Raw genomic sequence first — 25,884 nt, 5'->3', positions numbered from 1 at the left:
TGAAACCGGTGAAAATGGGTTTATGATCCGAAGCAATCAGGCGGGACAGGCGAAAAACCGTCCACCCCGCCGCGAAGAAGGCGAAAACGGGAATTTACAGAGGTTCCCTGAAGGGTGTGAAAATCGACTACGCGTGGGGCGGCACATTGGGGATCACCACCAGCCGGATGCCCTATTTCGCACGGGTCGGGAAAAACATCCTGACCGCTGCCGGCTATTCCGGTCACGGGGTGGCGCTGGCCACACTGGCGGGTGAAATCATTGCGCAAACCATTATAGGACAATCCGAACGCTTCGACGTGTTGTCGCGTGTGCCGGTGATGCCGTTTCCCGGCGGGCGGATGTTTTCAACTCCGATCCTGACGCTGGCGATGACGTGGTTTTCCCTGCGCGACCGGCTCGGCATTTAATCGCTGGACCGGTTAAAAACCGTTAGATATTTTTTACCAATTGATATACGGTTTTCCTGAAAGCTACATTCAGGAAAGCCGAAACTATGTCTGAAGCTCCGAACGTCTATGATGCCGAACCCATCCCCGCCGAGGCTCGCGCCGAAATCGACCGGATGCTGCAAAGCGGTGATTTGTTTCGCTACACCTCGGCTGACGCTTCGCCTGTTGCCCTGCTGGAACAGGAATTCGCCGAACTGCTGGGCGCCAAATTCGCGCTGGCGGTTTCTTCCTGCTCGAACGCGCTGTTCCTGTCGATGAAGGCCCTTGGCCTGCCCCGCGACGCAAAAGTGCTGATCCCCGCCTTCACATTTGCCGCTGTGCCATCATCCGTTGTGCACGCCGAATGTCAACCAATTCTGGTCGAAGTCGCCGATAACTACCGCGTCAACATGGAAGATTTCGCCGCCAAGCTGACCGACGATATTCAGGCCGTGATCATCAGCCACATGCGCGGACATACTTCGGACATGGACGCGATCATGGAGCTTTGCGACGCCAAAGGTGTTCCGGTGATCGAGGACGCGGCCCATTCGCTGGGCACCACATGGAACGGTAAAAACATCGGCACGATCGGCAAAATCGGCTGTTTTTCCTTCCAGTCCTATAAACTGATCAATGCTGGCGAAGGCGGGATCATGATCACCGATGATCCCGATCTGATCGCACAGGCCATCATCATGTCCGGTGCTTATGAACACAACTGGAAGAAACATCCGGTGGTGCATGACCGGTTCGAATACTGGCAGAACAAACTGCCGCTTTATAACGTGCGGATGCAGAACCTGTCGGCCGCCGTAATCCGCCCGCAGATCAAAGAAGTGCCCCGCCGTGTTTCGGACGGGCTGGCCAACCACGATTATGTCGCTGGTAAGTTGAACGCATCACCCTTCCTAACGGTGCCCGACCCGTTGAAGCCGGAAAGCCGCGCGCCTGACTCAATCCAGTTCAATCTGGATGGATTTACCGACGAGGAAACGCTGGCCTTTGCTTCCGAGGCCAAAGCCCGCGGCATTGCGGTGCAGGTGTTCGGCCTGTCCAAAGACAATGCGCGAGCCTTCTGGAACTGGCAATTCATCGGCTATACGCCCGAACTGCCCGAAACCCGCGCCATGCTGATGCGGGCCTGTGATGTGCGCCTGCCTGCGCGGCTGACCACACCCGATCTGGATTTTATCGCCGATGCGCTGACCGGTGCAGCAGAGGCTGTGAAAAGTGCTGCACAGGCTGTGGCCTAATGCGCTTTGCGTAAAACTTGAATCACCTAACGCTGCCTGAAATAAAAGATTTCAACGCATTAGGTCATGCACTATGTTTCAGGTAATACGCAAAACGCTGTAAGGATTTCGCCGGGCTTCGCCCGTCGACCCGCGCGCGCCCCTGACGGGACGCGCGCGTTTTGCCTCCGGCGGAGGTATTTAGGACAAGAAGAAGGGGTATGTTACTGCGCGGAAAGAAAATCCGGCAAACTGTTTGTGGTTTCAAGGGATTCGATCCGCGCCCAAATCTGCCGCGTCCTCTCCTCTCCGATCAAAACCGTTGCCTTGGCCAGAACGCGGTCACGCCGCTGTGGCAACGGCAGCGCTTGATCCAGATTGAACTCGGCCTGCCGCACCATGTCCCCATGACAGCTTGCCACCACCCGCGCGGCCCCGTCGGCCAAGGTTGCATCCCCTTGCACCACCACCCGATCACGCAAAGCCTGCAATCGCGGATCCGCACAGTTTTCATCCGTAAACGTCGCCAATGCGCCGGTTTCCAACCCCGCCAAGGCGAAGGCAAAACACATCCGGTAACTGAATTTCGCCTCCAGCCCCGTCACCGGCTTGGCCAGATTGCACACCTTCAGCCAGCGCGGATGCACCGCGATCCGCACCCCCGTCACCTCGCCTACGTCCACCTCCAGTTTTGCCAAAGCCTCGAGCGCTGCGTGGGTCCCGTGGCAACAGGCGTGAAATTTATGGCTGATGTTGGCGCTGACGAACACCTGCCCCAGCCCCTCCAGCGCGCCTGCGTCCATTTCCCCCGCGTGCCCCGCCGCAAAGCTGCGCAACCCGCAAACGTCCGATGTCACCCCCGCCACCGCCAGCAACGCCGCTTCGACCCCCGCCGATGCGGCCATACCCGCGTTATAGGGTTTGCCCATGCTGCCGAATTGCGCTTTCAACCCCGAGGCCCGCGTGCTGGCCAGCCCCAGCGCCGCACGCATCTGCGCCGCATCTGCCCCCAGCAGGCGCACCGCCGCAATTGTTGCTCCAAAACAACCCGCTGTGGCTGTCATATGAAACCCTGCCTCGTAATGCGCCCGCCCCAGCCAGTGGCCGATCCGCACCGAGGCCTCGTATCCTGCCAACGCCGCTGTCAGAAATTCCGCGCCGGTCGCCCCGACCAGCTGCGCCACAGCCAAAGCCGCAGGGAAAATCGTAACGCTGGGATGGCCGATATGCAGGAAATGGGTGTCGTCATAATCCAGCGCGTGGCTGATGGCCCCATTTACCAGCGCCGCCGCTCGGGCCGGTAGCGCCGCATCGATGCCAAACACGGCCGCTTCGCATTTGCCACCCTCGGCCAGCACCATATCGCGTACAGCCGCACTTACCGGCTCGTTCACACCGGCCAAACCAACCGCACACCAATCTAACAGCGACAGGCGGAACACCTTGCGCACATCATCCGGCACACCAGACCAGTCCAGCCCCAGCGCAAATTCGATTATCCTGTCTTGAAAATAGCAATCATTCACGCAACCTGATCCCGTGAAAACCGCACGATCGCCTGCGCCAGCACATCCAGCGGTTCGACCTTGATCGCGCCGGGGTCCAGCGCCCGTTCCAGCAGCGAAAATTCGGTGCAGCCCATCAGTTGCACATGCGCGCCTTGCCAGATCAGATTGTGCGAGGCCTGAACCACTTTGTTGCGCACCGAAGGCGTTGGCCCTGTGGCGCGTATCTCGCGGATGGCGTCCAGCAGCATATCTGAATCCTCAGGGTAAACCGCCTCTCCACCGCAGGCATTGATCGCCGCATCAAAGATGCCGGTTTCCTGCAACGCGGGCGAGCCAAGCACGCCCACCTTTTCCCCCTTGCGCGCAGCCGCACAGGCGGTTTTCGATGTCAGCAACACCATGTCCAGCAAGGGAATATCCACCGCCGCCGCCAATTCACCGGCGAACTGGTGCGAGGCATTGCATGGCATCGCCAAGGCTTCGGCACCGGACTCCTGCATCCGTTTGGCCATATCCACCAACACCGGCAAGGGGTCGGCCCCGTCCCCGTCCACCAATGAGGGCAGCTTGGTGTCCAGATCGACCACCAGCGGCACATCCTCGCTTCGGCGTCTGGTTTTTGCTGCCGTCTTGATCCGTTCCAGCAGGGCCTGTGCCGGTTCCGGCCCCATTCCGCCCAGAATTCCTACCGTGCGCATTTCCACAATGTCCTCTTCCAGTCGTCAAATCCCGCAGGACGGCACGGTGTGAAACCATGCCGGATCGGGGATTCCCTTAATCCGTGTTTCAAACAGTTTTGAACTTTCACACCATAGGTTGTGTCTCGAAAGTGGTGGAAATTGATTTCAGGCACCTCCGAGCGGGTTGAGTTATGCGCCGGTCAGGCGGCTTGGTCAAGGGTTGCGTCGGCGACGGGCTGAGCGAGCGTTTCCCAGCCATCGACCTTTCGCATGACGATCTGCCCCGAGGCCATCAGAGCCCAAAGCAGCATCGGCACGGTCTCGGCGCATGGCAGCACGGTCTGGGTCTTGATGCGGCGGCGGAATTCCTCGTTCAGGCGTTCGATCGCATTTGTCGTTCTGGCCGATTTCCACTGGCCTTGTGGCAGACGCGTGAAGGTGAAAAGCTTATCTCCTGCTTCTTCCAAGCTGTCAGCGACGGCCTTGCATTTCAGCCGCCATTTTCGCAGAAATGCCTTGCGGCGGGTGGCGATTTCCTCGGGTGTTTTGGCGTAGATCATGTCGCGGTAATCTTCTGGGAACCTCTAAAAATCCCCCAAAATCCGGCCTGACGGGGTAGAATCGTCATCAGGATGAAAATGATTCGACCGACGGGGTTTTGTCATGGGTCAGATGGGATTTTTTGATCTTTCCAGCCGATACGCGGGACTGGACAAATCTGGTGATCCGCTGGTGTTGCTCAACGACATGGTGCCGTTCGAGGATTACCGGGACGAGCTGAAGGCCATATGGCGCACGCCGCCCGAACAGCGCAAATCCAACGCTGGCCGCCCGCCTTGGGATGAGGTGCTGATATTCAAGACGATGGTTTTGCAGCAGCTCTACAACCTCTCTGACGATCAGATCGAGTATCAGATCCGCGACCGCCTGTCGTTCATGCGGTTTCTCGGCCTTGGCATTGAAGACAGCGTACCTGACGCCAAGACCATCTGGGCCTACCGTGAAAGGCTGGCCGGGGCCGGGAAGATGAAGGAGCTGTTTGACAAGTTCGATGCCTTTCTGCGCGAAAAGGGCTATCTGGCGATGGGCGGGCAGATTGTTGATGCGAGCATCGTTCCGGCGCCGCGCCAGCACAACAAAAGGGACGAGAACGAGAAAATCAAGGCGGGCGAAACGCCTGAAGAGTGGGAGGAAAAACCCCACAAGAAGCGCCAGAAGGACGTGGATGCGCGCTGGACGAAGAAGCACGGCAAGAGCTATTACGGCTACAAGAACCACATCAATGTCGACCGGCGGCACAAATTCATCCGCGCTTATGATGTCACCGATGCCGCCGTGCATGACAGCCAGGCGCTTGCCGGTCTGATTGATGCGAGCAACACCTCATCGGACCTGTGGGCCGACAGCGCCTATCGCTCGCAAAAGATCGAAAGCGAGCTGGAAGAGCGGGGGCTTCACAGCCATATCCATCACAAGGGCAGGCGCGGCAAGCCGCTTGGCGAGCGCCAGCAAAAGGCCAACCGGAGGCGCTCGAAAGTGCGGGTCCGGGTCGAGCATGTATTCGCTTTTCAGGAGCGCTCCATGGGCGGCAAGCTGATCCGCTCCATCGGCCTGAAGCGGGCGCGATTTCGCATCGGGATGATGAACCTGGTCTACAACATGAAGCGCTTCGTCCAGTTCGAATGCGGCCTGGCGGCGCCGGGATAAGGGTTCATGGGGTGAGGTGTGCCTGAAATACCCAAAACCGGCTTGAAACCGGTGAAAATGGGTTTATGATCCGAAGCAATCAGGCGGGACAGGCGAAAAACCGTCCACCCCGCCGCGAAGAAGGCGAAAACGGGAATTTACAGAGGTTCCCTTCTGTCAACTCATCATGCATACGCTTGGGTGCCTTGGCCAGAAGGTTGCGGTGCTTGTGCACCGTGCACCTCTGGATCGGCAGATCTTCACCCCAGAGGGCAATGAGAGCGACCTCAAGTCCCGGTGCCCCGTCCACGATGACAAATTCGGGCCGTTTCAACCCGCGCGCATCCAGATCGTTGATGAACTGACGCCAGGCGGAGGTGCTTTCGCCGCCCATGTTCATCAGTGATAACAAGACCTTCTGCCCATCCCGGCGCACGCCAATCGCGGCCAGAACCGAGATATTGGTGGCCTTCCTGTCAATCCGCGTTTTGATCACGGTGCCGTCCAGGATCAGCCGCACGATGTCTTCATCCGCAAGGCTGCGGGCGCACCACGCCTGCCAGTCCACCTTCACCTTGCGCCAGGCGCGGCTCACCACATCCTTGCTGACCGCCCCCTGAAACAGGCCGAACAGGGCGCGTTTTACCCGCCGTGTGTTGGTGCCCGAAAGGTAGACAGCAGCGATCAGCGCCTCGGCCTTCTTCGTCAGCCGCTGGTAGCGGGGCAATGCCTTCGAGCGCCATTCTCTGGCCTTGCCGGCCTCGCCTGTGATCCGCGCACGCGGCACGCGCACCGTTTCGGTTCCAAATGTTCCGACCAGTTGCCGCTCGCGATGCCCGTGGCGGTATCCGGCCTTTGCCCCGCCGCTGCGGCCATACCGGCAACGGCCCAGAAACTGCTCCAGCTCCTCTTCGAAAACCGCCTCGATCGTCGCGCGGATGTTCTGGCGCAGCCGGTCTTCAATCGGGTCATAGCCTGCTTCATTGGCCAGTAGCGCGGATGTCGATGTTGCTGTATTCTTTGTCATGGCGTGATCTCCTTGGCGGTTCCAGCCGCCGGTTGGGTGGCTTCGATGCACCCGGAGATTACGCCGTCCTCGAATTTCCACCAAACTCGCGACACTACCTCCAGCATGACCATCCGCATGTATGCGCGGCGCAAGAAATGGCCGCTGGAGCGCGTCTGGGTCGATGTCACCCACGACAAGGTGCACGCACAGGACGCCGAGGCGGGCAATGCCGCGCAAAAGATCGACTGTTTCAAACGGGAAATCCACATCAGCGGCGATCTGGACGAGGCCCAGCGAAAACGCCTGCTGGAAATCGCCGACAAGTGCCCCGTGCACAAGACGCTGCTGCATTCGTCACGGATTGAAACGACTTTGGTGGAATGACCCCTTGCTGTCCCGCACTCGATGCGGGACCTGCCACAAACAGGTGAACCACAGGAGGCCCCGCATCAGGTGCGGGGCAGCGCCACCCCCTAACCCACTTGAAAAAGCCGCAACACCGACTACCTGAATACGAACCGGCAGCAACAGCACAGGTCCGCATGTTCAGCACCCTTACCGACAAACAAAGGGCCGTATCGGTCGGCATCCTGATCCTGCTGGCCTATACCATGCTGACCTACACCATCACCGGCAGCAAACCGCTGGGCGTGATTACCGATATTGTCAGCGGCTTGTCCGTGATCGGCATCCCGCTTTTGATGTGGCCGGTCTTTCGGGCGCACAAGGGCCTGAATATGGCCTATATGGCCGCGCGTTTTGCCGAATGGGGGCTGATGATCACCGGCGGGCTGTTCATCCTGTCGCCCGCACTGGAGCCTTACCGCAACGGCATTTACGAGCACATCCACATCTATTTCTTCATCTTAGGCGCGCTGTTCTTCTATGCCCTGCTTTACCTCACAAACGCTGTGCCACGGTTCATTTCCGTCTGGGGAGGACTGGCCACAATCGCCCTGCTGCTGATCACGGTGATCAAACTGTTGGGCGTGCAATACGCCCTGCTGGACGCGCTGGTGATCCCGCTGGTGCTGAACGAGGTCTTTCTGGCGGTGTGGTTGATGGTGAAGGGGTTTACCTTAACACCTAAATAGTAACCCAGTGGTGCACAATCTGCACACCATATCCCCCGTCATCCCCCAAACACCCCATCCAGAAACGCCACCACTTCCCCTGTCAGCCGCTGATGTAACGCCACACGGTCAAAGCCCTCAGGGTCTTGGGCGGGGATGAAGCCGGGCGTCACGACCTCCTTTGGAAAGGGCGACAGGAACGACAAATGTCCGGCGTTTTCAATGCGGTGGACGGTGATCTTGCCCTTGTCCGGCACCTGATCCAATATCCGTTCCACATTGTTGAACGGGGTCAGGGTGTCGTGCTGGGCGTGATAGACCAGTATCGGCAGGGTGACCGGGCTGCACAGCGCCTTTCAGAATGTCGTTATCGGCCAGCGCATCCAGACACAGGGTGATATGACGCGGGCGCAGTTCCAGATTGCGGGTTTTACCCTCGAGGAAATTGTCATCCTTGTTGTTGCCGAAATGCTCGGGCATCATAACCACATAACCGGCCTCGGCCAGCGCTTGGGCGAGTGTCAGATAGGCCAGCCGGTTGCCGCCGGAGCCATGCGAGATAACAACCACCGGATAGGGCCCCTGCCCCGCAGGCACATTCAGGCCGGCGGTGACGCTGAATGGGCCAAGTTCATAGGTTCCGTGGGCATCCGCTGCCGGATACATGACAAATACCGGAAAGCCGATATTGGCCTGATCGTCCCAGACGCGGATATGTTGGCAGCCGGTGTGTTTCATGAAGTCCCCCTGAATGGAAAAAGGCGCGGCCCACAAGCCACGCCTGTCTGTAACTTTAACCGCTCGTCGCTCCCTTGCGGGCGCTCCTTGTCAAAGCGAAGAAAGCCGCAAGGCTTGATGAGCGCCTTATCCGCGGGCGCGGCCAACCAGTTTCCAAAGCCCTGGCAACAAAACCGCCGCAAGGGCCAGTTTCACAGCATCGCCGATCAGGAACGGTGTCAGCCCCCAGGCCAGGATCGGTTTGTCAAAGCCATACAGAACGCCAAGCCACAGAACACCCGGCACATAAATCAGCGCATTGCCGATCAGCATGGCCCCTGCCATCTTCACTGGTGATCTGTCCCAGCCGCGTGCCGCCAGCAGACCCAGCGCCAGTGTTGCCAGAACAAAGCCCACCAGATAGCCGCCCGTGCTGCCCATCATATAGGTTAGACCGTTCAAATCGGCGGTGGATTTGGCGAACACATCAAAGCCCAGCATGCCCACCAGCATATAACCAATGATCGTCACCAGCCCCAGACGCGCGCCATAGGCGGCACCGATTGTCAGCACCGCAAAGGTGCCCATCGACATCGGGACGGGGAACATTGGCACCATGATCTTGGCCGAAACCGCCAGTGCCGCGATTCCAGAAACCACCAATGCGGCCTGTTTGGCCCGCAGGGCTGCGCCCTCGCTTGCCCCGATAACCTCTGCCAGAACCCGATTTGTTGCCGTTAGCGCCATGTCGCCATCTCCTGTCTACCTGTCTATATGAACTTAGCGCCTTTTTGCCCCAGCCCGCCCCCATAGGCAAGGTAAAGATTGCCAGCCGCCCCCCTGCCCCTTATGAGATGCGCTAACTGCATCCAACATATAGGCCTTACGAAATGATCCCCCGTTATTCCCGCCCCGATATGGTTGCCATCTGGTCCCCCGAAACGAAATTCCGCATCTGGTATGAAATCGAGGCCCACGCCTGCGACGCGCAGGCCGCTTTGGGCGTGATCCCCAAGGAAAACGCCGCTGCCGTCTGGAAAGCCAAGGACGTGCCATTCGATGTCGCCCGCATTGACGAAATCGAGGCGGTGACCAAGCACGACGTGATCGCCTTTTTGACCCATCTGGCGGAAATCATCGGCAATGATGAAGCACGCTTTGTGCATCAGGGCATGACATCCTCGGACGTGCTGGACACCTGTTTCAACGTGCAACTGGTGCGGGCCAGCGATATTCTGATCAAGGATGTTGAGGATCTGCTGGCCGCCCTGAAACGCCGCGCGTTTGAACACAAGGACACGGTGCGCATCGGTCGTTCCCACGGCATCCACGCCGAACCCACCACCATGGGCCTGACCTTTGCCCGTTTCTACGCGGAAATGGACCGCAACCTGAACCGGCTGAAAAAAGCCCGTCACGAAGTGGCAACAGGCGCGATTTCCGGTGCAGTTGGCACATTTGCCAATATCGATCCGGCGGTCGAGGAACATGTCTGCAAGGAAATGGGGCTGGAGGTCGAGCCGATCAGCACACAAGTGATCCCGCGCGACCGTCACGCCGCATTCTTTGCAGCACTTGGCGTGGTGGGTAGCAGCATTGAAAACATCGCCATCGAAATCCGCCACATGCAGCGCACCGAGGTTCTGGAGGCCGAGGAATTTTTCAGCAAGGGCCAAAAGGGATCAAGCGCGATGCCGCACAAACGCAACCCTGTTTTGTCGGAAAACCTGACCGGTCTGGCCCGTCTGGTGCGCATGGCCGTGGTGCCGGCGATGGAGAACGTGGCGCTTTGGCACGAACGCGATATCTCGCACAGCTCGGTCGAGCGCAACATCGGGCCGGACACCACCATCACGCTTGATTTCGCGCTGGCCCGTCTGACAGGGCTGGTGGACAAGCTGGTGATCTATCCCGACAACATGCTGGCCAATATGAACAAATTCCGTGGCTTGGTGATGAGCCAGCGGGTATTGCTGGCCTTAACGCAAGCGGGTGTTTCGCGCGAGGACAGCTATAAGCTGGTGCAACGCAACGCGATGAAGGTTTGGGAAGAAGGCAAGGATTTCAAAACCGAATTGCTGGCGGATGCGGATGTTCTGGCCGCCCTGAGCGCCGAAGAGATCGAGGAAAAATTCGATATCGGCTATCACACCAAACATGTGGATACGATCTTTAAACGGGTGTTCGGCGAAAGCTGATACCACCGCGGGGCCACCGAAATCTTTTAAAGATTTCGGGGTGTTTTCTTTCAAAGAAAACACTTCCGCCCGCTATTTCAGATTTATCGCCGGTATGCCCGCAGGTAATGGCGTTCAAACATCCGTTTGGCCCAGTGGAAAACCTTCATCGGCGGCAGAAAAATGGTGCGCTTTTCGTTGCGGAACACCAGAATTCCGCTGTCCAGCGTGTCAACAATGCAGATCAGTTCCGCCTTGAAATCGTGGCCGGGTTCGCGGCCGTTGATTTCGTCAATGATATTCTTCACCACCGCCTCGGCCTGCAAATCCGCCTGATGTGCCTGTTTGGCCAGCCATTCCGGCCCCGGATAGGATCCGGTATCCCCCACCACATAGGTGCCCTTCAGGCCGACAACACGGCATTTGCTGTCGGCCTGGACAAACCCGCCTTCCGATCGCGGAAGATCGGTGTTGTCCAGCCACAACGGCCCCGTCATGCCGGTCATCATCAGGATCAGATCGGCGGGGATTTCCTCGCGCTCGGTCACCACTTTATCGGCTTCCATGCGGATCGGTTTTGCCCCCAGATGGGTTTTTATCCCGCGTTTGGCCATTTGTTTCAGCAACCCTCCAACCGCTTTGTCCCCCAACCTGTTGCCCGGCTTGTCGGACCCGTTGAAAAATACCAGTTCAAATTTGTCCCGCCGCCCCTGACGGCGCAGCATGGTATCGGTGCCGAACAGGAATTCGAACATCGGCCCGCCGCGCACCGCTTTGGGTTCCTTGGGATTGGTGCCAAATCCAAAGGCAATGGTGCCGCTTTCCATTGCGTTGATCCGGTCGTGGATTTGCTGACCCATACTGGCCCCCTCGCACGGGATAACCGCATGTTCGACCAGCCCGGACAGTTTCTTGATAAAGCGGCTGCCGGTGGCGATGATCAGGTAATCATTGCGGATTTCGCCGGTATCGGTCTCGACCAGCCGCCCGCCCTCTTTTACATTGATCACCGATCCCTGATGCCAGACCACATTTTTCTCGGCAAAAAATTTGTCCAGATTTACATCGATATCAGCGGCATTGCGCATGCCTGAGGGCATCCAGATCAGGCTGGGCAGATAGGTCAGGTGGTTATTGGGCGAAACCACTGTGATCTGGGCCTCGATTTTCGACTTGCGAATTTCGCGAACGGCTGTCAGTGCGCCAAAACCGCTTCCTAGAACTACAATATGGGTCATTTGGGGCCTTGTGGTTTACCAGAGATGAAAACAGGAATCCCCGCCTTCTAAACGATCCGGAATTATGTGTTAATGCGACAAATCCGACCATTTCAGTCAGCATTTATACTACAGCGCGCCAGTTCTGTGAACATTCAGGCCTGTTTTCTTGTCGCTATAAGGAGAACCTTAACCCGATTCTGCCAGTCTGGTGCAAACCGGACCGGAGAACCGTAACGTGAACACTGCCCTGTCGCCCCTGCCTGACCTGCCCATGCCCGATACCGGCGCAATGCCGCCCCCCCTGTCGGCCCCGCCACAAACAATCAATCGCCAGAAAAAGGCGGCAATCATCGTGCGCCTGCTGTTGTCCGAGGGGGCCGAACTGTCCCTGACCGACCTGCCCGAGGATATGCAGCAGGATCTGACCATGCAGATGGGCAGCATGCGCAGTGTTACCCGCGAAACAGTGACCGCAGTGGTCGAGGAATTCATCAACGAGCTGGAAAGCATTGGCCTGTCATTTGCCGGTGGACTTGAGGGTGCACTGAACGCACTGAATGACTCGATTAACCCGCAACTGGCCGAACGCCTGCGCCGCGAGGGCGGCGTCAAACGCACTGGCGATCCGTGGGAGCGGATCATGGGATTGGAGGTAGATCGCCTGTTGCCGGTACTGGAACAGGAAAGCACCGAAGTTGCCGCCGTTATGCTGTCAAAACTAAGCGTTTCCAAAGCCGCTGAATTGCTGGGCCTGTTGCCAGGTCCGCAGGCGCGGCGGATCACCTATGCCATGTCCCTGACCAGCGCGGTCACACCAGCGGCGGTGCAACGCATCGGGCAGGCGCTGGCCAGCCAGTTGGACAGCGTGCCCCCCAAGGCCTTTGATGACGGGCCGGTGGAAAGGGTTGGGGCAATCCTGAATTTCTCGCCCGCAACAACGCGCGATGATGTGCTGGAAGGTCTTGAAGAAGAAGACAGGGAATTTGCCACGCAAGTGCGCAAAGCGATCTTTACCTTTGCCAACATTCCGGCGCGGATCGATCCACGGGATGTGCCAAAAATCACCCGTGGCGTGGACCAGATGGTTCTGGTCACGGCATTGACAGCGGCCGAGGCGGGCGGGCTGAAGGACTCCAGCGAATTTATCTTGCAGAATATCTCGAAACGCATGGCCGAAGGTCTGCGCGAGGAAATGAAAGAGCTGGGTCAGGTCAAAGAATCCGATGGCGAAGACGCGATGAGCGCAGTTGTGGCTGAAATCCGTGAATTGGAGGCAGCGGGTGAAGTGTTTTTTGTCGCCGGTGACGAAGATGAATAACGCGACCCGTTAATCCAAACCCGCATGGGGCTTGCCATAATCCTGAGCGCCCCCTACCCTAGCCCGTATGGATAAAACAGGACGCCGCTGGCACGATATGGGTGGACAGGCCGCAGGTGCGGTTCTGCCCGAGGATCACGACTATGCCCTTTGGGAAAAGCGTGTGGACGCGCTGATGGTGCTATGTTCCTCCAAGGGGTATTTCACCGTAGACGGGTTGCGCCGCGCGATCGAGGATATGGGCGAAGAGGCCTTTGAAACCATGTCCTATTACGAACGCTGGGTGGCCGCCGTGAACCAGAACATGATCGTGGCCGGCGCCTATTCTCTAACCGAACTGGGCGAGCGAATGGAGTTGATCAAGGCCCGCGGCGAAACCTATGGCGAGGCCGCAGATGGCTGAATATGTCCGCGTCAAATCCATGATGCCACCGGGTCATGTGCGCACCCCCGCTTACCTGCGTGGAAAATACGGTATGGTCGAACGCCGTCTGGGCGAATTCGCCAACCCCGAACGCGCCGCATATCGGCTGGAAAAGGAAATGCAGCCGCTTGTGCGTGTCCGGTTCACCATGGCGGAAATCTGGGGCGACGCGGCGGAAAACCCCGATGACACGCTGGATGCGGAAATCTATGCCCATTGGCTGGAAAAGGTGGAGTAACCCATGCCCCATGATCACCACGATGACGATTTTCACCACAGCGGCATGAGCCCGTCGGGTCATCCTTATCGTGAAGACGATGACCGCCCGCTCACCTATTGGCAAACCATGGAAATTGCCATGCGGGAATTGCTGGTTGAAAAAGGCATCCTGACCCCGGAAGAAATTGCCCGCCAGATCGACGAAATGGATGCGCGCGAACCCGCCAACGGGGCCGCCGTGGTAGCACGGGCATGGACCGACCCCGATTTCAAGGACCGTTTGCTAAAAGACGCCTCAAACGCCAGCCGCGAGATGGGATATGACATTGGCCCGCTGCGCCTGATTGCCATCGAGAACACTGCCGACACCCACAATATCATCGTCTGCACCCTGTGTTCCTGTTACCCGCGCAACCTGCTGGGGCTGCCGCCCGATTGGTACAAATCCCGCGCCTATCGTTCGCGGGTGGTCAAGGAACCACGCAAGGTATTGGCGGAATTTGGCGTCACCCTGCCCGAGAGCACCACTGTCAGGGTGCATGACTCCACCGCCGACATGCGCTATATCGTGCTGCCGCGCCGTCCAGACGGAACGGATGGCTGGGGTGCCGATAAACTGGCCGAACTGGTGACGCGCGACAGTATGATCGGGGTGGGCCTTCCCAAATCCCCCACCTGACACCTGTGCTTGTTATCCGGTGTACGGACATTTAAGACTTGGCCAGAACAAGCAAACCCCCAAAGGCCCAAATGGCAGAAAAAGGCAAAACCCGCAGTGATTACCTGGTCAACCTGCTGATCCGCGGGATGTTCCGGTTGGTGATGCTGTTCCCCTACCGTATCCGCGTGCCATTGATTGGCTGGATCATGGCGCGGGTTGTGGCCCCCTTAGCGGGCTATACCAAACGTATCCGTGACAATCTGGAGTATGTCTGCCCCGATCTGGACAAATCCGAAGTAGACCGCTTGTGTTACGAGGTGCCCAACAACGCCGGCCGCACATTGATCGAGATTTATTCAGGCGAGAAATTCATCAACCGCGTGCGCGACATCCCGCTGGGTGGTGACGGGGCACAGGCGCTGGAGCAAGCCCACAAAGAAAGCCGCCCCGTAATTCTGGTCACCGGACATTTTGGCAATTATGATGTGCCGCGCGCTGCCCTGATTGCGCGGGGGTATCGGGTCGGCGCGATATACATGCCGATGAAAAACGTCTTTTTCAACAAGCATTACGAGGCCGCGATTTCAACCATCGGCACCCCGCTGTTCCCGCGCGGTCGCAAGGGGCTGGGGCAAATGCTGAAATTCCTGCGCTCTGGCGGGATGACCGGATTTCTGGTGGATCAGCATATGGCCCATGGTGCCCCACTGACCTATTTCGGCAAGGTTGCCCCCACCGCCCTGTCGGCGGCCGAAATGGCACTGAAATATGATGCTTTGCTGGTTCCGATCTATGGTATTCGCGCCAAAAACGGGCTGGATTTCACCATTCAGGTGGATGCCCCCATTCCGCACACGGATGCCAAAACAATGACACAGGCGTTAAATGACAGTCTGGAAGATCTGGTGCGCAAACATATGGGGCAATGGTTCTGGATTCACCGGCGCTGGAAACCCGAACGTCAGCGCACCCTTGCTGCCGCCAATACCGGCCCATGAGACGCCCGCTGAATGATGATCACACAATCATCGTCACCGGTAATCTTTGCCGAAATTGACAGCGGACTGCGCCCATTCCATTCCTTCAGAACTTCCCATTCGGTGACCACATTTGAATAGGACAAATCGCGCCCTGCGTTTTCACCGCGTTTGATACGCACAGTCTGTCCGTCCTTGAAACGCACCATCTGAACCACCATCCGGCCCAACCCCTCTTGCAAAGGTTCAGCCATGATTTCAAGCCGGTTCCCTTTGCGGGTCACGCTTAGTTTCACAGGATCAGGGGTTTTGCTGTGGGCCTTGATCAGGCGGGAAACCTCGCCCGGCTTGGTGCCGACAACATGGTCCTGCCCTGCAATCACCATCTGCGGCGTGTAAACCATCCGCTTACCGGCCGCGCGGGCATAGGCGTGTTGGCGATCGGTAAATTTCGGGCTGGCAAAGATATCTTTCCAACCGATGTAATCCCAGTAATCCACATGCAGCGACAGGGCGATCACATCATCGCGTTTCGCCAGTTTTCCCAGAAATTCATCGGCAGGCGGGCAACTGGAGCAGCCTTGCGATGTAAACAGTTCCACCACAACAGGGCTGGATTGTGCCGTGGCGAACCCTGCCAGTGCCATCCACACCCCTGTCATCATCACCAGTATTTTTCGCATTTTCAGCCTTTCTTGCCCGCTTCCAGTTTCCATTTAAGGCGACCCCTGATCAATAGCCAATCAAGGTTTTGCGAGGTTCCTTGCAAAATTCGTAACATCCGCGTCACAAGTTTTTGTGTGCAATGGTATACAAATTGCCGTCTACCCCCTTGAACGACTCTGCCGGATGCGTCAAAAGCGCAGGTGAAAGAGGGCTTATGCCCTGCCCTTACCCCAACAAACGGAGTCCCGCCATGACCATCACCGTCGGCCAAGACAGCGCCAAGACCCGCAAAACCCTTACCGTTGGCAAGCAAAGCGTGGATTACTATTCCATTCCCGCCGCAAAAGCTGCCGGTCTGGGGGATTTTTCGCGCCTTCCCGCATCGCTGAAGGTTGTGCTGGAAAACATGCTGCGATTCGAGGATGGCAAAACCGTTACAGTGGATGACATCAAGGCCTTTGCCGAATGGGCCGCAAACGGCGGCAGGAACCCGCGCGAGATCGCCTACCGCCCTGCCCGTGTGTTGATGCAGGATTTCACCGGTGTGCCTGCCGTGGTCGATCTGGCCGCGATGCGTGACGGGATTATCGGCCTTGGCGGGGATCCCGAAAAGATCAACCCGCTGAACCCCGTTGATCTGGTGATTGACCACTCGGTGATGATCGACGAATTCGGCAATCCGCGCGCCTTCCAGTTTAATGTCGAGCGCGAATACGAGCGTAATATCGAACGCTATACCTTTCTGAAATGGGGCCAGAACGCCTTTAACAACTTCCGCGTTGTGCCGCCGGGAACCGGCATCTGCCATCAGGTCAATCTGGAATATCTGTCGCAAACCGTCTGGACCGACAAGGACCAGAACGGTAAAGAGGTGGCTTATCCCGATACATTGGTGGGCACCGACAGCCACACCACCATGGTCAACGGTCTGGCCGTTCTAGGCTGGGGTGTTGGCGGCATCGAAGCCGAAGCCGCCATGCTGGGCCAGCCGATTTCCATGCTGATCCCCGAAGTTGTCGGTTTCGAGCTGACCGGAGAAATGGCCGAGGGCATGACCGGCACCGATCTGGTGCTGAAAATCGTCGCCATGCTGCGTGAAAAGGGCGTGGTCGGGAAATTCGTTGAGTTCCACGGGGCGGGGCTAGACCACCTGCCACTGGCCGACCGCGCCACTATTGCCAATATGGCACCTGAATATGGCGCCACATGTGGCTATTTCCCTGTTGATGACGAAACCCTGCGTTACCTGCGGGTTTCGGGCCGTGACGAGGACCGCATCGCGCTGGTCGAGGCCTATGCCAAGGAAAACGGCTTCTGGCGCGGGGCTGACTATGCCCCGGTCTATACCGACACCCTGTCGCTGGACATCAGCACCGTTGTGCCCGCCATTTCCGGCCCCAAACGGCCACAGGATTACATCGCGCTGGATCAGGCCAAAACGGCGTTTGAACAGCAGATGAAAGACGTCTTCAAGCGCCCGATGCACAAAGAAGTGCCGGTGGCTGGCGAAGACTACACGATGGAAAGCGGCAAGGTTGTGATCGCCTCGATCACGTCCTGCACAAACACCTCCAACCCCTATGTGATGATCGGCGCGGGTCTGGTGGCCCGCAAGGCCGCCGAACTGGGTCTGAACCGCAAACCGTGGGTCAAAACATCGCTTGCGCCTGGCTCGCAAGTGGTTAGCGAATATCTGGAAGCGGCCGGTCTGCAAAAAGATCTGGATGCGATCGGCTTTAACCTTGTCGGCTATGGTTGCACCACCTGTATCGGCAATTCCGGCCCGATCCAGAAGGAAATTTCCGAAGCGATTGCCGAGGGTGATCTGGTCGCCACATCGGTTCTGTCGGGCAACCGCAACTTTGAAGGCCGGATCAGCCCCGATGTGCGCGCCAACTATCTGGCCAGCCCGCCGCTGGTGGTGGCCTATGCACTGGCCGGCACGATGGATATCGACATCGCCAATGATCCGATCGGGCAAGACAAGGACGGCAACGACGTCTACCTGAAAGATATCTGGCCCAGCAGTCACGAAGTGGCCGAACTGGTTGAACAAACCGTCACCCGCGAGGCGTTCCAGTCGAAATACGCCGATGTATTCTCAGGCGATGAAAAATGGCAGGCGGTGCAGACGCCGGACAGCCTGACCTATGACTGGCCGCCAACCTCGACCTACATCCAGAACCCGCCCTATTTCCAGAATATGCCAAAAGAGCCGGGCACAATCAGCGATGTTGAAGGCGCCAAGGTTCTGGCCATTCTGGGCGATATGGTCACCACCGACCACATCTCGCCTGCGGGTTCTTTCACCCCCGAAACACCCGCCGGACAGTATCTGATCGACCGTCAGGTGGCGCAGCGCGATTTCAATTCCTACGGATCACGCCGAGGCAACCACGAAGTGATGATGCGCGGCACCTTCGCCAATATCCGCATCAAAAACGAAATGCTGGACGGGGTCGAAGGCGGCTATACGCTGGGACCGGATGGCAAACAGATGCCGATTTTTGACGCCGCGATGGCCTACAAGGACGCAGGCATCCCGCTGGTGATTATCGCCGGTCAGCAATACGGTGCAGGTTCCAGCCGTGACTGGGCCGCCAAAGGCACCGCCCTGCTGGGTGTGAAGGCCGTGATCGCCGAAAGCTACGAGCGCATCCACCGTTCCAACCTTGTCGGCATGGGGGTTATTCCGTTCGAATTCACCGGCGGTGACAGCCGCAAATCGCTGGGTCTGAAGGGCGATGAAACCGTTTCGATTCACGGGCTGGAGGGCGACTTGAAACCGCTGTCCGATGTGCCTGCGACCATCACCTATGGCGATGGATCAACCAAAGACATCACCCTGAAATGCCGTATCGATACCGAGATCGAGATCGAATACATCGAACACGGTGGCGTGCTGCAGTACGTGCTGCGTGATCTGGCGAAAAGCTGATCACGGATGCCCTATCAGGGCGTCTTATTCGACATGGACGGCCTGCTACTCGATAGCGAGCGGCTGGTCGTCGGATGTTTCAGGCAGGCCACCGTCGATTTTGACCTGCCGGATATGGACGACGTGGTCTTTTGTCTGATCGGTCTGCGGCAGGATGCGGGCGAAGTGATCTTGCGAAAGGCACTGGGCGGACGCGTCGATTACCAGATGTTTTACAACGACTGGTATGCGCACATCCGCGACCGGATGGCGTTGGGAATTCCGTTAAAAGACGGGGTTCAGATATTGCTAAAGCTGTTGCAAGATCAGGGGCTGCCCTGCGCCGTTGCCACCTCGACCCAAACCGCCAAAGCGCGGGAACATTTGGAAATCGCGGGGATTTTGCCGTATTTCCAAACCGTAACCGGCGGCGAACAAGTGCAGCACGGCAAACCGGCACCCGATATCTATCATGCCGCGGCGACCAGCCTTGGCGTGCAGGCCAGAAATTGCGCCGCCTTCGAGGACAGTGACCCGGGCACAACTGCCGCCTATACATCGGGCGCGCGCACGGTTCAGGTGCCCGACATCAATGCCCCTGCCCCTGAAATGCAAAAGCTGGGGCACACGATTGCGCCGGATATATTGCAGGGGGCACGGATGATTGGATTGATCAGGGATTAGCCTTGTTAGCCTGTGGAGCAGCCCAAGCCATTTTCATATACACATCGCCTACCCGCAATTCATCCAGCATTTGCGCCAACCGTTTCTGTTTGGTTTCATCGCGAACGGCCCTGTTGATCCACGCCAGATAATCATTGCGCTGGTAAGGCGGGCGTTGTTGATACGCTTTTGCCAGATCATTATCCCGCAGCGCATCGGCAACGAATTCCGGCATCTTCTGTTTGGCACGTTTCAAGGTCATATCGGGATGATATACCAACAGATACTTTTACAAAAGGAACCCTATTTACTGACAGCGCATTGGTATTCCGTTAACGAAATCACCTTATAGCAGCCTCTATGATTGATTTGACCCCACCCACAGCCCGCACCACGGATCTGGCCTTGCCCATCCCTCTAAAAGACCTCTGCATAACATCGGGATTCCCCCGGGTTGGCCGTTTTGGTAAGCTAGCCGGGAAATCTCTGGGGTGAATAGATGGACCTTTTCCTGCACGAAGCGGCGGCACGGATCGGCGCGGATGACGTTCTGTCGAAGATCGACGCGCTGATGGATTGGAACTCGTTTTTGCCGATCCTGCGGCGCGGTCTGGGGCGCTCGGGGATCGGGCCTCAGGGCTATGATCCGCTGGTTCTGTTCAAGTGTCTTCTGGTTGGCCAGTGGCACGGGCTGAGCGACCCGAAGCTGGAGCGGGCCTTGAAGGTGCGGCTGGATTTCATGCTGTTCTGCGGGCTCGATCTGCACGCGTCGGTGCCGGATGAGACGACCCACTGCCGGTTCCGCAATGCGCTGGTCCGGGGTGGCGTTTACGATGAGCTGCTGGCCGAGGTCTGCCGCCAGATCGAGGCGCATGGGCTGAAGCTGAAAGAGGCTGAGGCGGCGATCATTGATGCGACCCTGATCGCGGCGGCGGCGCGCCCGCGCACCCATATCGACGCCCCGCAGGACCGGGCAGAGGACCGGGCAGAGGACGGGGCAAGGGAAGGGACGCCGGATGATCCGCCCGAGGTCTCACCCGACGGGGCACAGCTGCATTTCAGCGCCGACCCTGATGCCCGCTGGGTCAAGAAGGGCCGCAAGAGCACGCTCGGCTACAAGGGCTTTGCCCGCTGCGACGAAGAGGGCTTTATCGACAAGGTGCACACCACGCCCGCCAATGCCGCCGAAAGCCCCGAATTCGCCACCATGATCGCGGGCGCAAAGGCGCAGCGGGTGCTGGCCGACAAGGCCTATGCGAGCAAGGCCAACCGCCAGATGCTGCGCGGCAAATACCGCGACGGCATCCTGCGCAAGGCAGCGCGCGGCCGCCCCCTGCGGCAATCGGAGAAACGCTTCAACCGGCTGATTTCGAAACGCCGCTTCCGCATCGAGCAGACTTTCGGCACGATGAAACGCCTCTTCGGCCTGCAGCGGGCGAGATATTTCGGGCGCGCCAGGGTGCATGCCCAGATGGTCATGGCCGCCATCGCGCAAAACCTGCTCAAGGCCGCAAACAGGATCACCCTCAACCCGCAAACCCCCGCAATCGCATAGCCCCAAACCCCGCCACCCGTCTGTCCGCCGGACCCGCAGGGGCGCAAGGTGGGCGGCCGATATCTTGCTTCAACCGAAAGCCATGGCCTCATGCAGAGGTCTTTCTAATAGAAACTCTGATGCTGGTTTTACTAGCCTTGGTGACTTTGCATTAGGGCCTATTTGTTCGCGTCAAGCACTGGCTGTATCTGCTTGTCAATAATGCTCTGGGTGATTGGCCCGCGATAATGCCACAGGATAATGCCGTCGCTATCGATCAACAGGCTTTCGGGCACGCCGGTAATCCCCCATTCAATTCCGTTGCGTCCCTTGGAATCCGTCAGAATTGCCGTAAACGGGTTCCCCAGACTGGACAAAAAACGATCGGCATCTTCTTTACGATCCTTGTAGTTCACCCCATAAATCCGCAAGCCGCCTTTGGCCAGTTTCATAAGATTGGGGTGTTCTGCCCGACACGGCCCACACCATGACGCCCAGAAATTAATCATCTTTATGCCGTCCTCGCGCAAGGTATTGTCGGTAAATCCCTTGGCAGGATCCTGATCCTTGCTAATGAACAGCGTCGGTGCAGGGCTGCCAACACGGGTTGAAGGAATATTCTTGGGATCTTCGCGTCCAAGGCCCGGAATGAAAAATGCCGCGACCAGCGCCACAAAGATAGCGATCGGCAGGATCGCCAATATGTTAATCTTGCGTTTCTCAGCCATTCTTTGCCCGCCGTTCCTCGACCTCGCGCAGCGCTTTTGCCACGCGACGGCCACGGACCCAGCTAAACAGCAACAGCGCCAGGAGCAACAATAAAGTCACCGCATAAGACGCGATCACCTCATTTTGATATTTTCCCAGATCAGGCATCATCCCATACGCTCCCGTGCGAGTAGCGCCTTAAGGCGGCGGCTGCGAATTTCGGTGCGGGTGCGCATCAGCACCAGCGTTATGAATAGTAATATGAACGCCGCGATACAGACATAGAGCGGGTTTGAATAGGCAGAATTGACATGTTCCTCTTTGTCCAGCGACAACGACGCGCCCTGATGTAGCCCCTGATTCCAGAAGTTCACCGCATACCGGCTGAGCACCGCAAAGACCGAACCGACAAGACATAGAACCGCCGTCAGATCGGCGGCGGTATCGGGGTCATCAATTGCTTCCCACAGGGCGATATAGCCCAGATAGAACAGGAACAGCACCAGAAAGGACGTTAGCCGCGGATCCCACGCCCAATAAGTGCCCCACATCGGTTGCCCCCAGATCGCGCCGGTGAACAGCGCAATCAGCGTCATTGTCATGCCGATGGGCGCGGCCGCCTTGGCCGCCAGTGCCGAAACATGGTGGCGGCGGATCAGCCAGACCAATGAGGTGACCAGCATCATTACCCATATGTTGATTGCCATCATCGCCGAAGGCACATGCACAAAGATGATTTTCACAGACGAGCCGAAGTTCTCAGCCTCGGGCGTAAAGAAATACCCCCAGATCAGCCCGACCGTGAACAGGATAATCGCAAGGGCCGCAAACCACGGCAGGAATATCCCCGAGGTCTGCATGAATTTCTTTGGATTGGCATATTCCCAGAGTGACATTAACCCACCTTCAAGCGTTCGTTTCCGCCGTCATATTAACCCCTACACCCCGTCTAACGCAAATTGATGCGTATGGTTGCAGCCGCTACAAATGGAAGCAGCGCGACCACGCCTGCGGTGATTCCGGCCAGCATTAACAGTGGTGTCATATTGTCCATGCCCAAGGTGCCTCGGCGCAAAGCTTCGGCCCCGAAAATCAGCGTTGGCACGTATAACGGCAGCACCAGCAACGACAGCAGCAGGCCACCGCGCTTCAGGCCCACGGTCAGGGCTGCCCCGAATGTGCCGATGAACGACAGCGCCGGTGTGCCCAGCCCCAGCGTTACCACCAGCCAGACAAACCCCTGATCCGGCATGTTCAGCAATACCGCCAGAAAGGGTGCTGCGATGGTCAACGGCAGGCCGGTGGTCAGCCAATGTGCAAAGGCCTTCATCGCCACCACCCCTTCCAGCGGCACGGGGGCCGTGGCCAGCAGGTCAAGCGAGCCATCCTCGAAATCCAGCGCAAAAATGCGGTCCAGCGACAACAGGCACGCAAGCAGCGCCCCTACCCACAGAATGCCGGGCGCGATCTTGCCCAGCAATTCGCTTTCCGGCCCAACACCAAAGGGCACCAGCACCACCACAATCAGGAAAAACGCAAGCCCAAGGCCAAAGCCCCCGCCTGCGCGCATCGCCAGCCGCATATCGCGTAGCAGAATTGCAATCATTCGAATGCCTCGTCAAATCCGGCCAGATCACGCGGCTTGGCCTTGTTGCCGGTCAGGTCCAGAACATCGGCCTCCAAACCCATATCAATATGCGTGGCAATCAGCGCCGCACCACCGGCGGCACAATGCGCCTGCACCGCATCGGCAAACAGCCCGACACTGGCCACATCCAGCGAAACCGTCGGTTCGTCCAGCGCCCAGACAGGCCGCCCCGTCACCAACAGACGCGCCAGACCAAGGCGGCGTTTTTGCCCCGCAGACAGGTTATGCGCCGCGCGGTCTTTCAAATCTTCCAGATTGAACGCCTTTAGTGCAGGGGCAATATCGGCCACACCATACACCCGCGCCCAGAACTTCAGGTTTTCCGTTACCGTCAGGGTCGATTTCAACCCGTCCGCGTGTGCCCCATAGGTCAAAGCATCCGGCGCGGCCTCAACCGTGCCCTCGAGCGCCGGTTGCAACCCCGCAAGGGTGCGCAACAGCGTGGTCTTGCCAATGCCGTTAGGCCCGCGCAGCATCAAAATCTGCCCCGCCTTCAGGGTGAAATCCACCCCTTCCAGAACCGCCACACCACCACGGGTGCAAGCAAGGTTTGTAACTTTCATCAATTCCATAACCACCCGCATACCCCATAGCGCCGCTTGCGAAAAGACGCGAAAAGGTCACCCCCATCTTTGTTCCTGAAATAACTGCGCTACAGGCATGGAATCTTTTTGGAACAAAGCGTTAAACAGGCAACAACGCCGCCGCGATCCGACGCCCTTCGGCCAGCAACACATTATAGGTGCGGCACGCCGCAGGGCTGGCCATCGGTTCTACCCCGATCCCCGCCTTTTCCAGTGCCTCACGCAAATCCCGCGGGATAAAAGCGGTCTCGGCCCCTGTGCCGAAAAACAGCACATCCACCTCTAGCGCCATTAAGGCCGCCGAATCCTCGTAACCACCCCAGGATACAACCGAGTTGGGCTGCACCAGCAGCGCCCCCTCGTAAACCCTGCCACCAATGCGGAAAAAACCCGGGCCAAAACCGTCTATCGGCTGAACATCCTTAAACTCGACTTCTGTGAATTGCATGGTCGATCCTTAGTCAAACAGTGGCATCCCGTTTAGCGCCGATGCGGCGATAATGAAATAGGCAATGACGCGATAGAGGCGTTCATATCCTGGCCGAAACAGCCAGCCGCCCAGCACATTCGCCGCCAGATAAGGCACGATTAGCAACGCGCCCAAGGCCACAGCCGAGACTTGTAAATACCCGTTCAGATGCAGCACACCGATCATCATCAAATCGCACAACAACAGATAAACCATAGGGAACCTCTAAAAATCCCCCAAAATCCGGCCTGACGGGGTAGAATCGTCATCAGGATGAAAATGATTCGACCGACGGGGTTTTGTCATGGGTCAGATGGGATTTTTTGATCTTTCCAGCCGATACGCGGGACTGGACAAATCTGGTGATCCGCTGGTGTTGCTCAACGACATGGTGCCGTTCGAGGATTACCGGGACGAGCTGAAGGCCATATGGCGCACGCCGCCCGAACAGCGCAAATCCAACGCTGGCCGCCCGCCTTGGGATGAGGTGCTGATATTCAAGACGATGGTTTTGCAGCAGCTCTACAACCTCTCTGACGATCAGATCGAGTATCAGATCCGCGACCGCCTGTCGTTCATGCGGTTTCTCGGCCTTGGCATTGAAGACAGCGTACCTGACGCCAAGACCATCTGGGCCTACCGTGAAAGGCTGGCCGGGGCCGGGAAGATGAAGGAGCTGTTTGACAAGTTCGATGCCTTTCTGCGCGAAAAGGGCTATCTGGCGATGGGCGGGCAGATTGTTGATGCGAGCATCGTTCCGGCGCCGCGCCAGCACAACAAAAGGGACGAGAACGAGAAAATCAAGGCGGGCGAAACGCCTGAAGAGTGGGAGGAAAAACCCCACAAGAAGCGCCAGAAGGACGTGGATGCGCGCTGGACGAAGAAGCACGGCAAGAGCTATTACGGCTACAAGAACCACATCAATGTCGACCGGCGGCACAAATTCATCCGCGCTTATGATGTCACCGATGCCGCCGTGCATGACAGCCAGGCGCTTGCCGGTCTGATTGATGCGAGCAACACCTCATCGGACCTGTGGGCCGACAGCGCCTATCGCTCGCAAAAGATCGAAAGCGAGCTGGAAGAGCGGGGGCTTCACAGCCATATCCATCACAAGGGCAGGCGCGGCAAGCCGCTTGGCGAGCGCCAGCAAAAGGCCAACCGGAGGCGCTCGAAAGTGCGGGTCCGGGTCGAGCATGTATTCGCTTTTCAGGAGCGCTCCATGGGCGGCAAGCTGATCCGCTCCATCGGCCTGAAGCGGGCGCGATTTCGCATCGGGATGATGAACCTGGTCTACAACATGAAGCGCTTCGTCCAGTTCGAATGCGGCCTGGCGGCGCCGGGATAAGGGTTCATGGGG

Annotated in this window: 27 protein-coding genes and 4 pseudogenes; 15 read left to right on the top strand and 16 right to left on the bottom strand. The window is 58.1% G+C overall.

Annotated features, from left to right (window positions below; translation table 11 throughout):
- Positions 1–107: 107 nt before the first annotated feature.
- Positions 108–410: pseudogene (locus tag ACQY4M_RS15845) on the top strand (FAD-dependent oxidoreductase); the annotation flags it as partial.
- 86 nt (positions 411–496) lie between these two features.
- Positions 497–1,687 (top strand): DegT/DnrJ/EryC1/StrS family aminotransferase, encoded by a 1,191-nt coding sequence (locus tag ACQY4M_RS15840; RefSeq protein ID WP_428546067.1) that lies wholly within the window; start codon positions 497–499, stop codon positions 1,685–1,687.
- Positions 1,688–1,890: 203 nt separating this feature from the next.
- On the opposite strand, the gene ACQY4M_RS15835 is transcribed toward ACQY4M_RS15840, so the two are convergent.
- The 3 genes and pseudogenes from ACQY4M_RS15835 to ACQY4M_RS15825 form a co-directional block, all read right to left on the bottom strand.
- The gene (locus tag ACQY4M_RS15835) at positions 1,891–3,192 is read right to left on the bottom strand and encodes an MmgE/PrpD family protein (RefSeq protein WP_428546064.1); all 1,302 of its coding nucleotides are present in this window, start codon (positions 3,190–3,192) and stop codon (positions 1,891–1,893) included.
- On the bottom strand, positions 3,189–3,872 hold the full coding sequence (locus ACQY4M_RS15830; protein ID WP_428546061.1) for an aspartate/glutamate racemase family protein: 684 nt from the start codon (positions 3,870–3,872) through the stop codon (positions 3,189–3,191). Before ACQY4M_RS15830 ends, ACQY4M_RS15835 begins: the two co-directional genes overlap by 4 nt.
- 182 nt (positions 3,873–4,054) lie before the next feature.
- A pseudogene (locus ACQY4M_RS15825) lies at positions 4,055–4,429 on the bottom strand (transposase); the annotation flags it as partial.
- A gap of 88 nt (positions 4,430–4,517) precedes the next feature.
- Between ACQY4M_RS15825 and ACQY4M_RS15820 the strand changes: the two are divergent.
- Positions 4,518–5,561 (top strand): IS5 family transposase, encoded by a 1,044-nt coding sequence (locus tag ACQY4M_RS15820; protein ID WP_428539227.1) that lies wholly within the window; start codon positions 4,518–4,520, stop codon positions 5,559–5,561.
- Between the two features lie 151 nt (positions 5,562–5,712).
- Here ACQY4M_RS15820 and ACQY4M_RS15815 read toward each other — a convergent pair.
- A pseudogene (locus tag ACQY4M_RS15815) lies at positions 5,713–6,567 on the bottom strand (IS256 family transposase); the annotation flags it as partial.
- A 99-nt stretch (positions 6,568–6,666) separates the two neighbouring features.
- Between ACQY4M_RS15815 and ACQY4M_RS15810 the strand changes: the two are divergent.
- Positions 6,667–6,933 (top strand): annotated as a pseudogene (locus tag ACQY4M_RS15810) (OsmC family protein); the annotation flags it as partial.
- A gap of 158 nt (positions 6,934–7,091) precedes the next feature.
- Positions 7,092–7,643, top strand: coding sequence for a DUF4386 family protein (locus ACQY4M_RS15805; protein ID WP_428546059.1), 552 nt, complete (start codon positions 7,092–7,094; stop codon positions 7,641–7,643).
- Between the two features lie 198 nt (positions 7,644–7,841).
- On the opposite strand, the gene ACQY4M_RS15800 is transcribed toward ACQY4M_RS15805, so the two are convergent.
- Both ACQY4M_RS15800 and ACQY4M_RS15795 read right to left on the bottom strand, forming a co-directional pair.
- Entirely contained in the window at positions 7,842–8,360 is a 519-nt protein-coding gene (locus ACQY4M_RS15800) for an alpha/beta hydrolase family protein (protein ID WP_428546056.1), read from the bottom strand.
- A 126-nt stretch (positions 8,361–8,486) separates the two neighbouring features.
- Entirely contained in the window at positions 8,487–9,086 is a 600-nt protein-coding gene (locus tag ACQY4M_RS15795) for a biotin transporter BioY (RefSeq protein ID WP_428546054.1), read from the bottom strand.
- A 143-nt stretch (positions 9,087–9,229) separates the two neighbouring features.
- On the opposite strand from ACQY4M_RS15795, the gene purB reads away from it, so the two are divergent.
- A complete protein-coding gene (gene purB, locus ACQY4M_RS15790) occupies positions 9,230–10,537 on the top strand; it encodes an adenylosuccinate lyase (protein ID WP_428546051.1) in 1,308 nt (435 codons plus the stop codon).
- Positions 10,538–10,620: 83 nt separating this feature from the next.
- On the opposite strand, the gene ACQY4M_RS15785 is transcribed toward purB, so the two are convergent.
- The gene (locus ACQY4M_RS15785) at positions 10,621–11,754 is read right to left on the bottom strand and encodes an NAD(P)/FAD-dependent oxidoreductase (RefSeq protein WP_428546048.1); all 1,134 of its coding nucleotides are present in this window, start codon (positions 11,752–11,754) and stop codon (positions 10,621–10,623) included.
- Between the two features lie 217 nt (positions 11,755–11,971).
- Between ACQY4M_RS15785 and ACQY4M_RS15780 the strand changes: the two genes are divergently transcribed.
- From ACQY4M_RS15780 to ACQY4M_RS15760, 5 genes are all read left to right on the top strand, one after another.
- A complete protein-coding gene (locus tag ACQY4M_RS15780) occupies positions 11,972–13,054 on the top strand; it encodes a flagellar motor switch protein FliG (RefSeq protein WP_428546045.1) in 1,083 nt (360 codons plus the stop codon).
- Positions 13,055–13,121: 67 nt separating this feature from the next.
- On the top strand, positions 13,122–13,457 hold the full coding sequence (locus ACQY4M_RS15775) for a ScnB-like protein (protein ID WP_428546042.1): 336 nt from the start codon (positions 13,122–13,124) through the stop codon (positions 13,455–13,457).
- The gene (locus ACQY4M_RS15770) at positions 13,450–13,716 is read left to right on the top strand and encodes an SH3-like domain-containing protein (RefSeq protein ID WP_428546039.1); all 267 of its coding nucleotides are present in this window, start codon (positions 13,450–13,452) and stop codon (positions 13,714–13,716) included. The genes ACQY4M_RS15775 and ACQY4M_RS15770 overlap by 8 nt, the downstream gene beginning before the upstream one ends.
- 3 nt (positions 13,717–13,719) lie before the next feature.
- Entirely contained in the window at positions 13,720–14,376 is a 657-nt protein-coding gene (nthA, locus tag ACQY4M_RS15765) for a nitrile hydratase subunit alpha (protein ID WP_428546036.1), read from the top strand.
- A gap of 71 nt (positions 14,377–14,447) precedes the next feature.
- Positions 14,448–15,356, top strand: a complete 909-nt coding sequence (locus ACQY4M_RS15760; protein WP_428546033.1) for a lysophospholipid acyltransferase family protein — start codon at positions 14,448–14,450, stop codon at positions 15,354–15,356.
- On the opposite strand, the gene ACQY4M_RS15755 is transcribed toward ACQY4M_RS15760, so the two are convergent.
- Entirely contained in the window at positions 15,320–16,051 is a 732-nt protein-coding gene (locus ACQY4M_RS15755) for a DUF1223 domain-containing protein (protein WP_428546030.1), read from the bottom strand. The genes ACQY4M_RS15760 and ACQY4M_RS15755 overlap by 37 nt on opposite strands.
- Before the next feature lie 200 nt (positions 16,052–16,251).
- Here ACQY4M_RS15755 and acnA point away from each other — a divergent pair, with 200 nt between their 5' ends.
- Both acnA and ACQY4M_RS15745 read left to right on the top strand, forming a co-directional pair.
- Positions 16,252–18,939 (top strand): aconitate hydratase AcnA, encoded by a 2,688-nt coding sequence (acnA, locus tag ACQY4M_RS15750; protein WP_428546027.1) that lies wholly within the window; start codon positions 16,252–16,254, stop codon positions 18,937–18,939.
- A gap of 6 nt (positions 18,940–18,945) precedes the next feature.
- On the top strand, positions 18,946–19,602 hold the full coding sequence (locus ACQY4M_RS15745) for an HAD family hydrolase (RefSeq protein WP_428546024.1): 657 nt from the start codon (positions 18,946–18,948) through the stop codon (positions 19,600–19,602).
- On the opposite strand, the gene ACQY4M_RS15740 is transcribed toward ACQY4M_RS15745, so the two are convergent.
- Complete coding sequence (locus ACQY4M_RS15740) at positions 19,592–19,843, bottom strand: YdeI/OmpD-associated family protein (protein ID WP_428546021.1); 252 nt, start codon at positions 19,841–19,843, stop codon at positions 19,592–19,594. The two genes, ACQY4M_RS15745 and ACQY4M_RS15740, sit on opposite strands and share 11 nt — an antisense overlap.
- A 237-nt stretch (positions 19,844–20,080) precedes the next feature.
- Here ACQY4M_RS15740 and ACQY4M_RS15735 point away from each other — a divergent pair, with 237 nt between their 5' ends.
- Complete coding sequence (locus ACQY4M_RS15735; protein ID WP_428542130.1) at positions 20,081–21,136, top strand: IS5 family transposase; 1,056 nt, start codon at positions 20,081–20,083, stop codon at positions 21,134–21,136.
- Positions 21,137–21,294: 158 nt separating this feature from the next.
- Here the strand turns inward: ACQY4M_RS15735 and ACQY4M_RS15730 are convergent, their stop codons facing one another.
- The 7 genes from ACQY4M_RS15730 to ACQY4M_RS15700 form a co-directional block, all read right to left on the bottom strand.
- Positions 21,295–21,843 carry a DsbE family thiol:disulfide interchange protein gene (locus tag ACQY4M_RS15730; protein WP_428546018.1) on the bottom strand — a complete coding sequence of 183 codons (549 nt, stop codon included), beginning with the start codon at positions 21,841–21,843 and terminating at the stop codon, positions 21,295–21,297.
- Entirely contained in the window at positions 21,836–21,991 is a 156-nt protein-coding gene (ccmD, locus tag ACQY4M_RS15725; protein WP_428546015.1) for a heme exporter protein CcmD, read from the bottom strand. The genes ACQY4M_RS15730 and ccmD overlap by 8 nt, the downstream gene beginning before the upstream one ends.
- The gene (locus ACQY4M_RS15720; protein ID WP_428546012.1) at positions 21,991–22,719 is read right to left on the bottom strand and encodes a heme ABC transporter permease; all 729 of its coding nucleotides are present in this window, start codon (positions 22,717–22,719) and stop codon (positions 21,991–21,993) included. Before ACQY4M_RS15720 ends, ccmD begins: the two co-directional genes overlap by 1 nt.
- Positions 22,720–22,772: 53 nt before the next feature.
- On the bottom strand, positions 22,773–23,429 hold the full coding sequence (ccmB, locus tag ACQY4M_RS15715; RefSeq protein ID WP_428546009.1) for a heme exporter protein CcmB: 657 nt from the start codon (positions 23,427–23,429) through the stop codon (positions 22,773–22,775).
- The gene (ccmA, locus tag ACQY4M_RS15710) at positions 23,426–24,043 is read right to left on the bottom strand and encodes a heme ABC exporter ATP-binding protein CcmA (protein WP_428546006.1); all 618 of its coding nucleotides are present in this window, start codon (positions 24,041–24,043) and stop codon (positions 23,426–23,428) included. Before ccmA ends, ccmB begins: the two co-directional genes overlap by 4 nt.
- Before the next feature lie 112 nt (positions 24,044–24,155).
- Entirely contained in the window at positions 24,156–24,503 is a 348-nt protein-coding gene (locus ACQY4M_RS15705; protein WP_428546004.1) for an Mth938-like domain-containing protein, read from the bottom strand.
- A gap of 9 nt (positions 24,504–24,512) precedes the next feature.
- The gene (locus ACQY4M_RS15700; protein ID WP_428546001.1) at positions 24,513–24,740 is read right to left on the bottom strand and encodes a hypothetical protein; all 228 of its coding nucleotides are present in this window, start codon (positions 24,738–24,740) and stop codon (positions 24,513–24,515) included.
- Positions 24,741–24,828: 88 nt separating this feature from the next.
- Here ACQY4M_RS15700 and ACQY4M_RS15695 point away from each other — a divergent pair, with 88 nt between their 5' ends.
- Entirely contained in the window at positions 24,829–25,872 is a 1,044-nt protein-coding gene (locus ACQY4M_RS15695) for an IS5 family transposase (protein ID WP_428539227.1), read from the top strand.
- Positions 25,873–25,884 lie beyond the last annotated feature (12 nt).

Origin of the sequence: Profundibacter sp. (assembly GCF_965277155.1) — a bacterium.
Taxonomy (GTDB): domain Bacteria; phylum Pseudomonadota; class Alphaproteobacteria; order Rhodobacterales; family Rhodobacteraceae; genus Profundibacter.
The sequence above is the reverse complement of the archived record's forward strand: the minus strand, read 5'-3'. Positions and strand labels throughout refer to the sequence as shown.

Excerpts from the sequence above, each read along its gene's own strand:
- acnA (WP_428546027.1), top strand. The coding sequence starts at position 16,252 with ATGACCATCACCGTCGGCCAAGACAGCGCCAAGACCCGCAAAACCCTT.
- ACQY4M_RS15705 (WP_428546004.1), bottom strand. The coding sequence starts at position 24,503 with ATGCAATTCACAGAAGTCGAGTTTAAGGATGTTCAGCCGATAGACGGT.
- ACQY4M_RS15720 (WP_428546012.1), bottom strand. The coding sequence starts at position 22,719 with ATGTCACTCTGGGAATATGCCAATCCAAAGAAATTCATGCAGACCTCG.
- ACQY4M_RS15775 (WP_428546042.1), top strand. The coding sequence starts at position 13,122 with ATGGATAAAACAGGACGCCGCTGGCACGATATGGGTGGACAGGCCGCA.
- ACQY4M_RS15740 (WP_428546021.1), bottom strand. The coding sequence starts at position 19,843 with ATGACCTTGAAACGTGCCAAACAGAAGATGCCGGAATTCGTTGCCGAT.
- ACQY4M_RS15730 (WP_428546018.1), bottom strand. The coding sequence starts at position 21,843 with ATGGCTGAGAAACGCAAGATTAACATATTGGCGATCCTGCCGATCGCT.
- ACQY4M_RS15820 (WP_428539227.1), top strand. The coding sequence starts at position 4,518 with ATGGGTCAGATGGGATTTTTTGATCTTTCCAGCCGATACGCGGGACTG.
- ACQY4M_RS15840 (WP_428546067.1), top strand. The coding sequence starts at position 497 with ATGTCTGAAGCTCCGAACGTCTATGATGCCGAACCCATCCCCGCCGAG.
- ACQY4M_RS15700 (WP_428546001.1), bottom strand. The coding sequence starts at position 24,740 with ATGGTTTATCTGTTGTTGTGCGATTTGATGATGATCGGTGTGCTGCAT.
- ACQY4M_RS15770 (WP_428546039.1), top strand. The coding sequence starts at position 13,450 with ATGGCTGAATATGTCCGCGTCAAATCCATGATGCCACCGGGTCATGTG.
- ACQY4M_RS15785 (WP_428546048.1), bottom strand. The coding sequence starts at position 11,754 with ATGACCCATATTGTAGTTCTAGGAAGCGGTTTTGGCGCACTGACAGCC.
- ccmA (WP_428546006.1), bottom strand. The coding sequence starts at position 24,043 with ATGGAATTGATGAAAGTTACAAACCTTGCTTGCACCCGTGGTGGTGTG.
- ACQY4M_RS15755 (WP_428546030.1), bottom strand. The coding sequence starts at position 16,051 with ATGGAAACTGGAAGCGGGCAAGAAAGGCTGAAAATGCGAAAAATACTG.
- ACQY4M_RS15695 (WP_428539227.1), top strand. The coding sequence starts at position 24,829 with ATGGGTCAGATGGGATTTTTTGATCTTTCCAGCCGATACGCGGGACTG.
- ACQY4M_RS15795 (WP_428546054.1), bottom strand. The coding sequence starts at position 9,086 with ATGGCGCTAACGGCAACAAATCGGGTTCTGGCAGAGGTTATCGGGGCA.
- ACQY4M_RS15735 (WP_428542130.1), top strand. The coding sequence starts at position 20,081 with ATGGACCTTTTCCTGCACGAAGCGGCGGCACGGATCGGCGCGGATGAC.
- ACQY4M_RS15805 (WP_428546059.1), top strand. The coding sequence starts at position 7,092 with ATGTTCAGCACCCTTACCGACAAACAAAGGGCCGTATCGGTCGGCATC.
- ACQY4M_RS15745 (WP_428546024.1), top strand. The coding sequence starts at position 18,946 with ATGCCCTATCAGGGCGTCTTATTCGACATGGACGGCCTGCTACTCGAT.
- ACQY4M_RS15830 (WP_428546061.1), bottom strand. The coding sequence starts at position 3,872 with ATGCGCACGGTAGGAATTCTGGGCGGAATGGGGCCGGAACCGGCACAG.
- purB (WP_428546051.1), top strand. The coding sequence starts at position 9,230 with ATGATCCCCCGTTATTCCCGCCCCGATATGGTTGCCATCTGGTCCCCC.
- ccmB (WP_428546009.1), bottom strand. The coding sequence starts at position 23,429 with ATGATTGCAATTCTGCTACGCGATATGCGGCTGGCGATGCGCGCAGGC.
- ccmD (WP_428546015.1), bottom strand. The coding sequence starts at position 21,991 with ATGCCTGATCTGGGAAAATATCAAAATGAGGTGATCGCGTCTTATGCG.
- ACQY4M_RS15760 (WP_428546033.1), top strand. The coding sequence starts at position 14,448 with ATGGCAGAAAAAGGCAAAACCCGCAGTGATTACCTGGTCAACCTGCTG.
- nthA (WP_428546036.1), top strand. The coding sequence starts at position 13,720 with ATGCCCCATGATCACCACGATGACGATTTTCACCACAGCGGCATGAGC.
- ACQY4M_RS15800 (WP_428546056.1), bottom strand. The coding sequence starts at position 8,360 with ATGAAACACACCGGCTGCCAACATATCCGCGTCTGGGACGATCAGGCC.